Raw genomic sequence first — 13660 nt, 5'->3', positions numbered from 1 at the left:
CTGTGCACGAAGGTGAGTCCTGGCTTCTCGACGGTCATGGCCGTGTGAATCCGGGGCTGAAGACATGACCCTGGCGACCGCTCGCCCTCTGCTCAGGCTGGCTCCCATGCAGCGCTCCGAATCCATGCGCCGTTCCAAGGGCTATCGCCGGCTCATTCCGTCCATGAACGCCCTGCTGGTGTTCGAGGCCGCCGCTCGCCTCGGCAGCTTCACCGTCGCCGCCCAGGAACTCGGCGTTACCCAGGCCGCCGTGAGCAAGCAGATCCGCTTTCTCGAAGAATTGCTGGATACCCGCCTGTTCCACCGCCTGCACAGGGCCATCCAGCTCACCCCCGAGGGCAGCGCGCTGTTTCTGGTCATGGGCGATTCGCTGCAGCGCATCGCGGCGACCTTCGACAAGATCCTCGATGGCCAGGCCGAGCACGAGATCGTCCTGGCCTGCACCAGCGCCTTCTCCCACCTGCGGGTCATGCCCCGCCTGCCGGCCCTGCAGGCACTGCTGCCCGATCTCCGGCTGCGGCTGGTCCCGCCGCTGCATCGCGAGGCCGACCTGGCCATCCGCTACGGCAATGGCAGCTGGGATGACGGCACGGCTACCCTGCTGTTCGACGAAGAGGTCTTTCCGGTCTGCGCACCCGAATGGCTGACGAGCCATGCCGCACCGCACTCCATCGCGGACCTCTACCAGAGCCCGCTCATCGACTCGGATGCGACACTGGAAGGCTGGATGACCTGGAGCACCTGGTTCCGCGCCCTGGACCATACCCCACCGCGGCTGCGCATCGGCCTGCGCTGCACCCACTATGCCGATACCATCCGGGCGGCTACTCAGGGCCTGGGGATCGCCCTGGGCTGGAATCGCCTGGTCGCCCCCCTGCTGGCCGACGGCCACCTGATCCGGGTGACGGATTTCATCGTCAAGCCACGCGACGCCTATTACCTGGTGACACCCCATGGCCGCCAGTCGGTGGCCAGCGATCTGCTGCTGGCCTGGCTGCAGGAGGAGCCAATCGCCCGCGAACCGCTCTAGGCCTGGCTTCCCTGGCATAACCATGGCTCATGCCAGCGTAACAATAAAGCGCGTTGACCCCTTTCGGGGGCACTTCGATACTGCGGCCACACATCCCGGTAAACGTCTCCCTTGAGGTGCCCCATGGACAATGCCCCTGCCAAGAGCCATCGCGACCTGCTCGCCCAGCGCCAGCCGGGCCATGGTCTTCCTGGTGAGCTGTATGGCCGACAGGATGTCTTCGCGACCGACCTCGAGGTCTTCTACACCCGGCACTGGATCGTGGTCGGCGTCACTGCGGACATTCCCGAGCCGGGCGACGTCTCCACCCTGGATATCGGCAAGGCCTCGATCATCCTGGTACGTGACGACGACGAGAACATCCGGGCGTTTCGTAACGTCTGCAGGCATCGCGGCGCGCGGCTCAAGGAAGCGGGCAAATCCACCGTGGGCATGCTGGTCTGCCCCTATCACCAATGGACCTACGACCTCGACGGCCAACTGAAACATGCCGCGCACATGGGCAAGGACTTCGACGCCAGCTGTCGCAGTCTCATACCGGTGGCCGTACGGATAGTGGGTGCCCATATCCTGGTCTGCCTGAGTGACGAGTCGCCCCAGGACATCGACGCCCTCGCCACCGAGATGGCACCACGCTTCGCCCCCTATGCCCTGCAGTACAGCAAGATCGCCTACGAGAGCGAGATCATCGAGAACGGCAACTGGAAGCTGGTTATCGAGAACAACCGCGAGTGCTATCACTGCGCCGCCGGTCACCCCGAGTTGAACGCCTCCTTCCTGCCGGAAGACTTCGGTGTCTGTACCGACGGCATGAGTCCGGAATCGCTCCAGGCCCTGGCGGCCTATCAGGCGAAGAACGCCCAGGCCCGTCAGAGCTGGGAAGACCAAGGCCACCTCTGTGCCGCCGTCGAACACCTGGAAGAGGACAGCATCACCCAGTTCCGCTCGCAGCGCCTGGTCATCGCCAATCATGGCGAATCCCAGACCCTGACCACCCAGGTGGCCTGCACCCGCTTGCTGGGCGACCTGACGCGCCGCGACCTGGGCGATGTGCATTTCTGGACCCACAATTCCTGGACCCACGTCATGAGCGATCACGCCGTGGTGTCCTACATCATCCCGCTCGGACCGGACCAGACCCTGGTCAGGACCAAATGGCTGGTTCATGCCGATGCCGTGGAGGGTGTCGACTACGACCTCCAGACCCTGACCGAGGTCTGGCAGGCGACCAACCTGCAGGACGCCGGACTTGTCGCCATCACCCATCGCGGCACCCAGGATCCCGCCTATGTGCCCGGCCCCTTCTCGACCTTCACCGAGACCTACGTCGAGCAGTTCACCCGCTGGTACGCTGCCCGCCTCGCGGCCCACGGAGTGTGAGGAATACCATGACGACCCTCACCGCCTTCGCCTCCCTGCAAGACAGCCGGCTCAGCGACGTCCAGACCTGGTCGGCGTTCGGCACGTCCTGGAGCAGTGCCGAACAGAAGATCCTCGAATGCTGCGCCATCCAGGTCGAGACCGACGACGTCAAGACCTTCGTCTTCCGCTGCCCCGATTTCGCAGCCCTCGCCTTCGAGCCCGGACAGTTCATCACCCTGTCGCTGACCCTCGACGGCCTGAGTCTCTCGCGGTGCTACACCCTGTCCTCCACGCCGACCCGCCCCTTCAACTTTGCCATCACCGTCAAGCGTGTGCCCGGCGGGCCGGTGTCGAACTGGCTGCACGATCACCTGCAGGTCGGCAGTCGCCTGCTGGCCGCCGGTCCGGCAGGTATCTTCACCCCGGTTGGGCATCCCCAGCGCAAACTGCTCTATCTGTCCGCCGGCTCGGGCGTCACGCCGCTGATGGCCATGACTCGCGCCGCCTTCGACCTGGGTGGCGACCCGGACCTCGCCTTCGTCCACAGTGCCCGTACCCCCCAGGACATCATCTTTCGCGCCGAACTGGCACAGCTGCAGGCCGCGCGACGGCACCTCAAGGTTTTCGCCATCTGTGAGGCGTCCGGCGCCGAAACGGACTGGCAGGGCCCGCTCGGCCGCCTTGATCTCGCCCTGCTGGAGCGACTGGTGCCGGACTTTCGCGAGCGCGAGGTCTTTACCTGCGGCCCCCAGGGCTATATGGACGCCGTCCAGCGCACCCTGCGCGAAGGAGGGTTCGATCTCTCCCACTATCATCAGGAAAGCTTCGCCATCGGCAGCCCGACGGCCCCTGTCGATGCCGCGCCGGCCACGGTCGGCGAAACCCTTTTCACCGTCACCCTGGCCCGCTCGGGAAAGGTATTCAAGATGGCAGGCGACCAGACCGTGCTCAGCGCTGCCAAGCGTGCCGGGGCCATCGTGCCTTCCTCCTGTGGCCAGGGTCTGTGTGGCACCTGCAAGACGGCCCTGCTCGAAGGCCAGGTGGAGATGCAGCACACCGGCGGCATTCGCCAGCGTGAGATAGATCGCGGGCTACGACTCCTGTGCTGCAGCAAACCCACCTCCGATCTGGTGCTCGACCTCTAGCGGTCGTCAGGCATCGCCAACGCGCCTGCATCGGTACTCTTCAGCAGCACGAGCCAGACGTCATCCCGGTATCCGACCGCCATGTGACTGCGCGCTATCGGCACCCAGCGCAGTTGCCTGCCAGATGCGCTGGGTGCTGAACTGACGATTGCTTCCAGCGTTTGGCTTCCGCGTAGAACTCCTGCGCGCCTGGACACCTCTCAACGTAAACGGCCAGGCCTGTGATCGACAGCGATCCAGCCAAAGGCCTTGAGAGAGCCTGAGCCCCCATGAGTGACCACATGCCCACTGCGCCTCGCCCCTATCGCATCGGCCTGATCGCCGACACCCACGGCCTGATGCGCCCCCAGGCACTGGAGGCCCTGGCCGGCAGCGATTTCATCCTGCACGCTGGCGACATCGGCAAGCCGGAGATCCTCGACGCCCTGCGCGAGCTGGCACCTCTGGCCGTGGTCAGGGGCAACAACGACGACGTGCCCTGGGCCGATGACATCCCAGAGCGCGTCACCCTGACCCTGGCCGGGGTCGACGTCCATATGCTGCACATCCTGCCGGAGCTCGACCTGGAGACCGCCGGCGCTGCGGTGCGCGTGGTGGTCAGCGGGCACTCGCACAAGCCGCTGATCGAAACGCGTGATGGCGTACTCTACGTCAACCCCGGCAGCGCCGGCCCACGGCGCTTTCGCCTGCCGATCAGCGTCGGCCGCCTGACCCTGGACGCCGGCCAGATCCAGGCCGAGATCCTGGAACTCACTCCCTGAAGGAACCCCGATGAGCATCGACTACTACTCCTACGAACCCGCCCAGGGCCATGGCCTGCCCCACGATCCCTTCAACGCCATCGTCGCGCCGCGCCCCATTGGCTGGATCTCTTCGCAAAGCGAAGCCGGCATCCTCAACCTGGCGCCCTACAGCTTCTTCAACGCCTTCAACTACAAGCCGCCGCTGATCGGCTTTTCCAGCCAGGGCTACAAGGACAGCGTGGCCAATATCGAGCGCACCGGTGAATTCGTCTGGAATCTGGCCACCCGCGAACTGGCCGAGGAGATGAACGCCAGCAGCGCCATGGTCGGGCCGGAGGTGGACGAGTTCGCTCTGGCGGGCCTCGAACCCGCACCCTCCACCCTCGTCAAGGTGCCACGGGTTGCCCGGGCCCAGGTGGCCTTCGAATGCAGGCTGAGCCAGATCGTACGGCTCAAGACCGCTGCCGGTGACGACCTGGACCAGTGGCTGGTGCTGGGCGAGGTGGTAGCGGCCCATATCGACAAGCGCCTGCTCAAGGACGGCATTTATCAGACCGCAGCCGCTCGTCCCATCGTACGGGGCGGCGGCCCGGCCGACTATTTCGAGATCACCGAGGCCGCGCTGTTTCGCATGCGCCGCCCGGACTGACCGGCGCGCTCCGGAATGCAAAACGGCGCCCTTGGGCGCCGTTGTTGTTCTCGCGAGGGCTAATTCGCCGCACTGACGCGGAAATTCAGGCGCGGGAAATGCACCTGGATGGCCCCCAGCTGCTCATCGTGGCGACGGATCACCAGGGCTTCGCTATCGGCATGGACCAGCTCACCTACCACGGGATCCACGCCATAGTCGGTCGCCGCCACGCTCACTCGCTCGCCCCAGGCAAAGCCCTCCACGGCCAGCGCCTGGTCACGCGGCAAGGCCACCGGCTCCGCCGTCCTGGCGATCTCCAGCGCCTCGGCGGCGCCGAGATCCTCGTGGGTACCGTGGCCGAAACCCAGCACCCGAGCGAACCAGGCGGCGATCTCGGGGCGCTCGTCGATCAAGGGCGCCAGCTGCGGCGTGCTCTTGAGGAACCAGAAGTTGTGGGCCAGGGCGATGTCGGCCACCGAGGGCGCGCCGAAGAGGAATTCACCGGAGGCACGCTGGAGCTGGATCTCCAACCGGGTTAGCAGCGTCGGCAACTGCTGCCGGGCCTGATCGGGGCTGAGGCGGTTCAGACTGCCGCCGCTGAACAGCGCCTTGCGGTCATCCAGAAAGGCCTGGGCCTGCTCCGGCGGCAGGCTGGCCAGGCGCGGCCCCATGATCTCCGGCTGGAACATCAGCGCCACGGCGTGCTGGAACAGCACCGAGTCCGCCCAGCCGGCAAAGGCGGCCACGACCGCCTCCTGGCCTTCCGGGAACAACGCCGGCACGGCCTTTTCCGCCTCCAGGCGGCGAGCGATCAGGGCCGTGTCGCAATAGACGTCCGCATCCACCTGCAGCACCGGCGTCTTGCGATAGCCACCGGTGAGGGCCACCAGCTCAGGCTTGGGCAGCATCCGCGGAATGATCACCGAACGCCAGGCCAGCCCCTTGAAGCCCAGCAGCAGGCGCGCCTTCTCGGCGAAGGGCGATTGCCAGTAGTGATGCAGAATCAGCTCGGACATGACAGCACTCCTGAATCAGCCGCGGATAGGGTGCCGGACAGGGCCAGCACCAGGGATTCCTTGGCTCGTTTGGGTAGCTTCTTGATCTGGATTTCGCGGCGCAGGGCGGCCGACTTGTCGCCGCAGGCTTCCACATAGACCAGCGCCTGGGCCGGGCTGGAGGCGAAGAAGCGGGCACCGCGGCCACTGCGGTGCTGGGCGAAACGGCGCTCGGGATCATCGCTGATGCCGCAATAGAGCGCCTGATTCTCGGCACGCACCAGGTAGACATACCAGGTGCGCGCGGGTGGCAGGGGGTCGTCGCTCACCGTCAGGCGAACCACTCCCGGGCGGTACGCCAGACGCACACGCCAACGAAGTAGATGCCGCTGGCGAACCAGAGCACCATCAGCCACAGCGGCTTGTCGGGATGCACGAACACCATCATCGCGCTGCTGAGCAGCCAGATGGAGGTCACGGTGATGTTCACCGCCATCAGCTGGCGCACACGGAAGGGATGCAGGAACTTGACCCGGGTCAGGGTCAGGGCGGCCAGTACCAGCACCACCGCCATGCTGAACCAGGGCGCCAGGTCCAGCACGTAGAAATACAGCGCCACTACGTTCCAGGCTGCGGGAAAGCCGACGAAGTAGTTGTCGGCGCTCTTCATGTTCACATTGCAGAAACAGAACAGCGACGACAATAGGATGATGCCCACCGCCACCAGTTCGAAGTGCGGCGGCAAGGGGACGAAGCGATAGATGAAGATGGCCGGAATGAACACGTAGGTCAGGTAGTCGACCACCAGGTCCAGCGCCGAACCGTCGAAGTGGGGCAATACCCGCTTGACCTCGAACTTGCGCGCCAGGGTGCCGTCGAGACCGTCGACGAGCAGGGCGATGCCGAGCCACATCAGGCAACCCTTGGGTTGACCGTCGACCAGAGCGAGCAGCGCCAGAAGCGCGAGGATCACACCACTGGAGGTCACCGCATGGGCGCCCCAGGCCTTGGCTTTTGTCAGCATGAGCGGATGGGAAATGGAGTTCACGGGCGTCTCTCTATGATGACGGCTTCGACTGCCCGGCGCACCGCTCGTTCTAGCGATGCGCTGCGAAATCGACAATGAAGCCGGTGAACGGCAAGGCGGACCTTGACCGCCGACCCCGGAAACCGGGCGCCAAACATCGAGGATACCGCGCCTTGAGGTCCTTTGCCCGCCTTCCCGCCGAACGCCCGTGATTGGGTTCGCAGGTAGACCGGGGCGGATGGGTGTCCACCCCGGTCGCGTCTCAGTGCAGGATCTGCCCGAGGAACAGGCGCGTACGCTCATTCTGCGGGTTGTCGAAGAACTGGTCCGGAGCGGCCTGCTCGACGATTTCGCCCTTGTCCATGAAGATCACCCGGTTGGCCACGGTGCGGGCGAAGCCCATCTCATGGGTTACGCAGAGCATGGTCATGCCGTCCTGGGCCAGACCGATCATGGTGTCCAGCACCTCCTTCACCATCTCCGGGTCGAGCGCCGAGGTCGGCTCATCGAACAGCATGATGCGCGGCTGCATGCACAGCGCCCGGGCGATGGCCACGCGCTGCTGCTGGCCACCGGACAGCTGGCCCGGAAACTTGTGGGCCTGCTCGGGAATGCGCACCCGCTGCAGGTAGTGCATGGCAATCTCTTCGGCCTGCTTCTTCGGCAGCTTGCGTACCCACATGGGCGCCAGGGTGCAGTTCTGCAGCACGGTCAGGTGCGGGAAGAGGTTGAAGTGCTGGAACACCATGCCGACTTCGCTGCGAATGGTCTCGATCTGCTTGAGATCGTTGGTCAGCTCGGTGCCGTCGACGATGATCTGGCCCTTCTGGTGCTCTTCCAGGCGATTGATGCAGCGGATGGTGGTGGACTTGCCCGAGCCGGACGGTCCGCACAGCACGATGCGCTCGCCCTGGGTCACGGTCAGGTTGATGTCCTTGAGCACGTGGAACTGGCCGTACCACTTGTTCACGTCCTTGAGCTGGATCATGACCTTGCTGCTGTCGACCGGCTGCTTGTTGCTTACGTTCATCTGTTGACTCCTAACGCTTGTGGCCGGTGTTCAGCTTGCGCTCCAGACGGGCGGAGTAGCTGGACATGGCGAAACAGAAAATCCAGAAGACCAGGGCGGCGAACACATAGCCTTCGGTGGACAGACCAGGCCAGGCCGGGTCGGAGGTGGCGCGCTTGATGCTGTTGAGCAGGTCGAACAGGCCGATGATGACCACCAGGCTCGAATCCTTGAACAGCGCGATGAAGGTGTTGACGATGCCCGGGATCACCAGCTTGAGCGCCTGCGGCAGGATCACCAGACCGGTGGTCCGCCAGTAGCCCAGGCCCATGGCCGCGGCGGCTTCGTACTGGCCCTTGGGAATGGCCTGCATGCCACCCCGCACCACCTCGGCGATATAGGCCGCCTCGAAGATGATCACCATGACGATGGCGCGCAACAGCTTGTCGAGGTTCATGCCATCGGGCAGGAACAGCGGCAGCATCACCGACGACAGGAACAGCACCGTGATCAGGGGGATACCCCGCCAGAACTCGATCATGGTCACGCAGATGACCTTGATCGCCGGCAGCTTGGAGCGCCGTCCCAGGGCCAGCAGAATGCCCAGCGGCAAGGCGCCGACGATGCCTACGGCGGCGATCACCACGGTCAGCATCAGGCCACCCCATTCGGTGGTGGGCACAACGCGCAGACCGAAACCGCCATACAGCAGCCAGAAGGCCACCAGCGGATAGATCACCAGCAGGGCCAGACCGTAGCGAGCCTTGTGCTTGAAACTGTCGAGGAACAGCGGGATGGCGCCGATTACGGCGATCACCACGGTCAGATCCACACGCCAGCGCTGATCGCCGGGGTAGAAGCCGTACATGAACTGCCCGAAGCGCTCCTTGATGAACACCCAGCAGGCGCCGCCCGGGGCGCAATCGGCACGGGTGCTGCCGCTCCAGGTGGCATTGATGAAGGCCCAGTTCACCACCGGCGGTACGATCAGCCAGACGATGTAGAGACCGAACAGCGTCAGCAGGGTATTGCCGATGCTGGAAAACAGATTGCCCCGAATCCAGGCCAGGGCACCGACGCTGGAAGGCGGCGGCGGCAGGTCCGGTTTGAAGGTATGGGTCTGGTTACTCATACGCGCTCCTTAACGCTCGATCAGCGCGATGCGCTTGTTGTACCAGTTCATCAGGATGCTGATGCTGATGCTGATGGCCAGGTAGACGCTCATGGTGATGGCCATGGTCTCGATGGCCTGGCCGGTCTGGTTCAGGACGGTGCCGGCGAACAGCGCCACCATCTCCGGATAGCCCACCGCGGCGCCCAGCGAGGAGTTCTTCATCAGGTTCAGATACTGGTTGGTCAGTGGCGGAATGATCACCCGCAAGGCCTGGGGAATGATCACCAGCCGCAAGGTCAGGCCCGGACGCAGCCCCAGGGAGCTGGCCGCCTCGGTCTGACCGTGGCTGACCGCCTGGATACCACCGCGCACCGTCTCGCCGATGAAGGCCGCGGTATAGACCGACAGGGCCAATGCCAGGGAGACCAGCTCGGGGATGATCACCCAGCCGCCGCGCAGGTTGAAGCCCTGCAATTCCGGCACTTCCCAGTGCAACGGCCTGCCGAAGACCAGGGCCGCCAGCAGCGGGATCCCGATCAGCAGCGCCAGCACGGTCCACAGCACCGGAAAGCGCTGGCCGGTGGCATGCCGCCGTTTGCGCGCCCAGCGCACCACCACCACGCTGGCGACGATGGCGATCAGCAGCGCGATCAGACCGGGTAAAAAGCCGGCATCGGCGATCGGCGCCGGCATGTACAGGCCGCGGTTGTTGACGAAGAAGGCATCGCCCAGGGTCAGGCTCTGGCGCGGACCCGGCAGCGGCGCGAGCACGGCGAAATAGACGAAGAAGATCAGCAGCAGCGGCGGAATGTTGCGGAAGGTCTCGATATAGACCGTGGCGACCTTGCGCAGCAGCCAGTTGTTCGACAACCGCGCCACACCCACGCTGAAGCCGATGATGGTCGCCAGGAAGATCCCGATGACCGACACCAGCAGGGTGTTGAGCAGACCGACCAGGAAGACGCGCCCGTAGGTATCGCCTTCGCTGTACGGAATCAGGTGCTGGGGAATGCCGAAGCCGGCGGTGTTGTTGAGAAAGCCGAAGCCGGAGGTGATGCCCCGGTTGGCGAGGTTGGTCTGGGTGTTGTCGAACAGGAACCAGCCGAAGGCCACCACGGCGACCACGGCCACGATCTGGAACAGCCAGGAGCGTACCTGCGGGTCGGTGAGCAGCGACCCACGGACCGGTGCGGACGGTTTGCTAACGTTTTGCATCTACTTGGAGCCTCATTAAATTCTCGCCCCACAGCGCGGGTAGCGCTGCAGGGCGAGAATCTGCACATCCGGAAGGTGTTCGGCGACTAAGGCGCCGAGATCAACGGACCGGCGGGGCGTACTGCAGACCGCCTGCATTCCACAGGGCGTTGAGGCCCCGCTTGATCTTCAGGTCGCTGCCCATGCCGACGTTGCGCTCGAAGACTTCGCCGTAGTTGCCCACCTGCTTGACGATCTTCACCGCCCAGTCCTTCGGCAGCTTCAGATCCTTACCGAATTCGCCATCGGCGCCGAGCAGACGACGCACGTCAGGGTTCTTGGAGTCCTTGGCCTGGGCTTCGACGTTGGCGGAGGTCAGACCCAGCTCTTCGGCGTTGACCATGGCGAACAGCGACCACTTGACCACGGTCAGCCAGTCTTCGTCGCCACGCCGCACGGCCGGTGCCAGCGGCTCCTTGGAGATCACCTCGGGCAGCACGACGTAGTCGTCGGGCTTGGACAGCTTGTTGCGCTGGGCGTACAGCTGCGACTGGTCGGAGGTCAGGACGTCGCAACGACCGGCTTCCAGCGACTTGGCGCTCTCGTCCGAGGTGCTGTAGGTGATGGGGGTGAACTTCATGCCGTTGGAACGGAAGTAGTCGGCCAGGTTGAGTTCGGTGGTGGTACCGGCCTGGATGCACACGGTGGCGCCGTCCAGTTCCTTGGCGCTCTTCACACCCAGCTTATTGCTCACCAGGAAGCCCTGGCCGTCATAGTAGGTGACGCCGGCGAAGATCAGACCCATGCCGCCATCGCGGGAGCTGGTCCAGGTGGTGTTGCGCGACAGCACGTCGATCTCGCCGGATTGCAGCGCGGTGAAACGCTCCTTGGCGGTCAGGGGAGTGAAGCGAACCTTGGTGGAGTCACCGAAGACTGCAGCGGCCACGGCGCGGCAGACGTCGACGTCAATGCCCTTGTAGTCACCCTTGGAGTCGGTGAAGGAGAAGCCCGGCAGGCCATCGCTGACGCCGCATTGCACGAAACCTTTGTTCTTCACCGCATCCAGGGTAGCGCCTGCGTGAGCCATGCCGGACAGGCCAAGAGCAGCGGCGGTGGTCAGAATTGCCAGGGTAGACTTCACCATCTTCATCGATAAGCTCCACTTTGTTTATGAATTACGTTCCAGTTGCACGGCAGCACGATGTCTCTCGCCTGATTGCCGTGGAACCCGCCCACCCGATCCCTGGGCGTCCTTCATCAAGGGAAGAAGGAGACGCACTGGAAGGCATGACGAAGCAGTGAGTCAGTGTTACCTGTTAGTGCACTACCTGGCCGCAGCCTAGATGAGGCAATTTGCGGACCAGTGAATGCGACAGAAGCTCACTTGGCTCAAACCCGGCAATCGCGAGACTTCGAGCAAAAAGCCGGACGAATAAATTACGAAAATGCGACACGCATTTTGTGCACCATCTGTTACCACACCCATTTTTAGTGGCACCAAACTGGAGCAAAGCCTTGGAAAATTCGCCTCTTGTGCTGGAATCGCCCAGCGGAACCGCCGATAGCTGCGTCATTTGGTTGCATGGCCTGGGAGCCACCCAGCATGACTTCGAACCCGTTGCCGAATTGTTGCAGCGCACCCTGACCACAACCCGCTTCGTCCTGCCTCAGGCACCGACCCAGGCGGTCACCATCAATGGTGGCTGGGCCATGCCCTCCTGGTACGACATCCTGGCCATGAATCCGGCCCGGGCCATCGACCGCGCTCAGCTGGATGCATCGGCCGCCACGGTGCAGGCGCTGATCGAGACCCAGCAGGCCCAGGGCATTCCTGCCGAACGCATCGTGCTGGCCGGCTTCTCCCAGGGGGGCGCCGTGGTTCTGCATACCGCCTACAACACCGCCTGCCCCACCCTGGGTGGCGTCATGGCGCTATCGACCTATGCGCCCAGCTTCGAAGACGCCCAGGTCAACCGCGGTGGTGCCACCCCGGTGCTGTGCCTGCATGGCGACCAGGATGACGTGGTACCCCTGGCCCTGGGGCGCGCTGCCTACGAGGCGCTGGTGGCCGCCGGCGTGGAAGCGCTCTGGCACAGCTATCCCATGCGCCACGAGGTCATTCCCGCGGAAATCCAGGATATTCAGGGCTGGCTGCTGGCACGTCTCGGCGGAAAATAAAGACCGAATCGCCGAGCCGTTGCGTTTTTGGAAACCGGTCGACAGTTTGCGGAATCCGGGCACGAATGGAGGCCCGGACAGGGCCAAGCGAACGAACTTTGAGGTACCCATCCGGTCCAGTAGGGGTGCCTGAAGGTCGTGATGTGCATGGAGCAGCTATGGCCCGAGTTTTCCTTTCAGCCCCCGGGGTGATCCTTTGATGGCTGCCCCCTTGTCGGCCTGGCTGGCCGAAGTACCGGTCGCTTCCCTGAAGGACCTGCGCCTGTTCAAGGGCGTGGAGACCTACCTGCTGGAAGCCCTGATCGCCCGCTCGGCCACCCGTAGCCTGGTCGCCGGTGAGTGCCTGCTCTCGCCCGCCATGATCAACCAGTACATGTACCTCATCCTGGAAGGTCGCCTGCGAGTCCACCTGGGCTCGCCGGAAAATCCGCCCATCTATCTGCTCGGCCCAGGCGAATGCTCGGGCGAGATCAGCTTCATGGACAACGAGCGGCCCAGCGCCCACGTCATCGCCGAAGCCGACACCCAGGTGCTTTGCCTGCATCGCGACCTGGTGCTGGAGCTGATCGAGCGTTCTTCCAAGGCCATGCACAACTTGCTCGGCATCCTCTGTGAGCGGATGCGCCGTGGCAACCAGCTCATCGTCGACACCGAACGCAACGCCAATGTCGATACGCTGACCGGCCTGTTCAATCGGCGGCGCCTCGAGCAGCTGTTCGAGCGCGAGAGCACCCGTTGCGCCTTCAATCGGCAGCCCCTGAGCCTGCTGATGCTGGATGTCGATCACTTCAAGCGCTACAACGACACCCATGGTCATCTGGCGGGCGACTATGCCCTGTGCCTGGTCGCCAATACCCTGCGCGACCAGTTGAGACCCAAGGACAGCATGGCGCGCTATGGGGGCGAGGAGTTCGTCATCCTGTTGCCGGAAATCGATCGCGACGAGGCGATCGCCATTGCCGAGCGCCTGCGCCAGAGCCTGGCGGAGATCAAGGATTTCTATTCGCCCTGCGGCAAGCTACCGGGCGTCACCGTGTCGATTGGCCTGGCGCAGATGCGCAAGGCCGATTCCCTGGACGAACTGGTCGGGCGCGCGGACAAGTCGCTCTATCAGGCCAAGAATGCCGGGCGCAATCGGATCAGCGGCTGATCCGATTGCGCCCGTGTTCGGCAGGTAGTTGTTGCCGGGCACGTCGGTTGCTTTACACTGCGGTCTCATTCCGCTTTCGATG

14 protein-coding genes are annotated in these 13660 nt (G+C 64.2%); 7 read left to right on the top strand and 7 right to left on the bottom strand.

The features are described 5' to 3' along the window. Nucleotides 1-106: 106 nt before the first annotated feature. From C722_RS0103330 to C722_RS0103305, 5 genes are all read left to right on the top strand, one after another. Nucleotides 107-1030: a LysR substrate-binding domain-containing protein gene (locus C722_RS0103330; protein WP_017639141.1), complete on the top strand. Its 924-nt coding sequence runs from the start codon at nucleotides 107-109 to the stop codon at nucleotides 1028-1030. A gap of 123 nt (nucleotides 1031-1153) precedes the next feature. Further along, on the top strand, nucleotides 1154-2410 hold the full coding sequence (locus C722_RS0103325) for an SRPBCC family protein (RefSeq protein ID WP_017639140.1): 1257 nt from the start codon (nucleotides 1154-1156) through the stop codon (nucleotides 2408-2410). 8 nt (nucleotides 2411-2418) lie between these two features. Next, complete coding sequence (locus C722_RS0103320; protein ID WP_017639139.1) at nucleotides 2419-3537, top strand: hybrid-cluster NAD(P)-dependent oxidoreductase; 1119 nt, start codon at nucleotides 2419-2421, stop codon at nucleotides 3535-3537. Nucleotides 3538-3818: 281 nt separating this feature from the next. Next, nucleotides 3819-4298, top strand: coding sequence for a metallophosphoesterase family protein (locus tag C722_RS0103310; RefSeq protein WP_017639138.1), 480 nt, complete (start codon nucleotides 3819-3821; stop codon nucleotides 4296-4298). Between the two features lie 10 nt (nucleotides 4299-4308). Next, a complete protein-coding gene (locus tag C722_RS0103305; protein WP_017639137.1) occupies nucleotides 4309-4929 on the top strand; it encodes a flavin reductase family protein in 621 nt (206 codons plus the stop codon). 59 nt (nucleotides 4930-4988) lie between these two features. On the opposite strand, the gene C722_RS0103300 is transcribed toward C722_RS0103305, so the two are convergent. The 7 genes from C722_RS0103300 to C722_RS0103270 form a co-directional block, all read right to left on the bottom strand. Then, a complete protein-coding gene (locus C722_RS0103300; protein ID WP_017639136.1) occupies nucleotides 4989-5927 on the bottom strand; it encodes a glutathione S-transferase family protein in 939 nt (312 codons plus the stop codon). After that, complete coding sequence (locus C722_RS0103295; RefSeq protein ID WP_177323649.1) at nucleotides 5915-6235, bottom strand: GIY-YIG nuclease family protein; 321 nt, start codon at nucleotides 6233-6235, stop codon at nucleotides 5915-5917. The genes C722_RS0103300 and C722_RS0103295 overlap by 13 nt, the downstream gene beginning before the upstream one ends. Before the next feature lie 2 nt (nucleotides 6236-6237). Beyond that, nucleotides 6238-6930 (bottom strand): phosphatidylcholine synthase, encoded by a 693-nt coding sequence (gene pcsA, locus C722_RS0103290; RefSeq protein ID WP_085982652.1) that lies wholly within the window; start codon nucleotides 6928-6930, stop codon nucleotides 6238-6240. Nucleotides 6931-7195: 265 nt separating this feature from the next. Beyond that, nucleotides 7196-7963: an amino acid ABC transporter ATP-binding protein gene (locus C722_RS0103285; protein WP_017639134.1), complete on the bottom strand. Its 768-nt coding sequence runs from the start codon at nucleotides 7961-7963 to the stop codon at nucleotides 7196-7198. A gap of 10 nt (nucleotides 7964-7973) precedes the next feature. Further along, nucleotides 7974-9074: an amino acid ABC transporter permease gene (locus C722_RS0103280; protein WP_017639133.1), complete on the bottom strand. Its 1101-nt coding sequence runs from the start codon at nucleotides 9072-9074 to the stop codon at nucleotides 7974-7976. A gap of 9 nt (nucleotides 9075-9083) precedes the next feature. Further along, nucleotides 9084-10271, bottom strand: coding sequence for an amino acid ABC transporter permease (locus tag C722_RS0103275; RefSeq protein WP_017639132.1), 1188 nt, complete (start codon nucleotides 10269-10271; stop codon nucleotides 9084-9086). A gap of 100 nt (nucleotides 10272-10371) precedes the next feature. Further along, entirely contained in the window at nucleotides 10372-11400 is a 1029-nt protein-coding gene (locus tag C722_RS0103270) for an amino acid ABC transporter substrate-binding protein (RefSeq protein WP_017639131.1), read from the bottom strand. A 383-nt stretch (nucleotides 11401-11783) separates the two neighbouring features. Between C722_RS0103270 and C722_RS0103265 the strand changes: the two genes are divergently transcribed. Further along, entirely contained in the window at nucleotides 11784-12428 is a 645-nt protein-coding gene (locus C722_RS0103265) for an alpha/beta hydrolase (protein WP_017639130.1), read from the top strand. Nucleotides 12429-12627: 199 nt separating this feature from the next. Continuing rightward, complete coding sequence (locus C722_RS0103260; RefSeq protein ID WP_037063028.1) at nucleotides 12628-13578, top strand: GGDEF domain-containing protein; 951 nt, start codon at nucleotides 12628-12630, stop codon at nucleotides 13576-13578. Nucleotides 13579-13660: the final 82 nt, after the last annotated feature.

This window comes from Pseudomonas sp. 313 (assembly GCF_000316965.1).
In the GTDB taxonomy this organism is placed as follows: Bacteria; Pseudomonadota; Gammaproteobacteria; order Pseudomonadales; family Pseudomonadaceae; genus Chryseomonas; species Chryseomonas benzopyrenica.
Note: the sequence above shows the minus strand (reverse complement) of the source record. Positions and strands in the feature narration are given on the sequence as shown.

Coding starts and splice junctions, on each gene's coding strand:
- C722_RS0103330 (WP_017639141.1), top strand. CDS start 107: ATGCAGCGCTCCGAATCCATGCGCCGTTCCAAGGGCTATCGCCGGCTC.
- C722_RS0103325 (WP_017639140.1), top strand. CDS start 1,154: ATGGACAATGCCCCTGCCAAGAGCCATCGCGACCTGCTCGCCCAGCGC.
- C722_RS0103320 (WP_017639139.1), top strand. CDS start 2,419: ATGACGACCCTCACCGCCTTCGCCTCCCTGCAAGACAGCCGGCTCAGC.
- C722_RS0103310 (WP_017639138.1), top strand. CDS start 3,819: ATGCCCACTGCGCCTCGCCCCTATCGCATCGGCCTGATCGCCGACACC.
- C722_RS0103305 (WP_017639137.1), top strand. CDS start 4,309: ATGAGCATCGACTACTACTCCTACGAACCCGCCCAGGGCCATGGCCTG.
- C722_RS0103300 (WP_017639136.1), bottom strand. CDS start 5,927: ATGTCCGAGCTGATTCTGCATCACTACTGGCAATCGCCCTTCGCCGAG.
- pcsA (WP_085982652.1), bottom strand. CDS start 6,930: ATGCTGACAAAAGCCAAGGCCTGGGGCGCCCATGCGGTGACCTCCAGT.
- C722_RS0103285 (WP_017639134.1), bottom strand. CDS start 7,963: ATGAACGTAAGCAACAAGCAGCCGGTCGACAGCAGCAAGGTCATGATC.
- C722_RS0103280 (WP_017639133.1), bottom strand. CDS start 9,074: ATGAGTAACCAGACCCATACCTTCAAACCGGACCTGCCGCCGCCGCCT.
- C722_RS0103275 (WP_017639132.1), bottom strand. CDS start 10,271: ATGCAAAACGTTAGCAAACCGTCCGCACCGGTCCGTGGGTCGCTGCTC.
- C722_RS0103270 (WP_017639131.1), bottom strand. CDS start 11,400: ATGAAGATGGTGAAGTCTACCCTGGCAATTCTGACCACCGCCGCTGCT.
- C722_RS0103260 (WP_037063028.1), top strand. CDS start 12,628: ATGGCTGCCCCCTTGTCGGCCTGGCTGGCCGAAGTACCGGTCGCTTCC.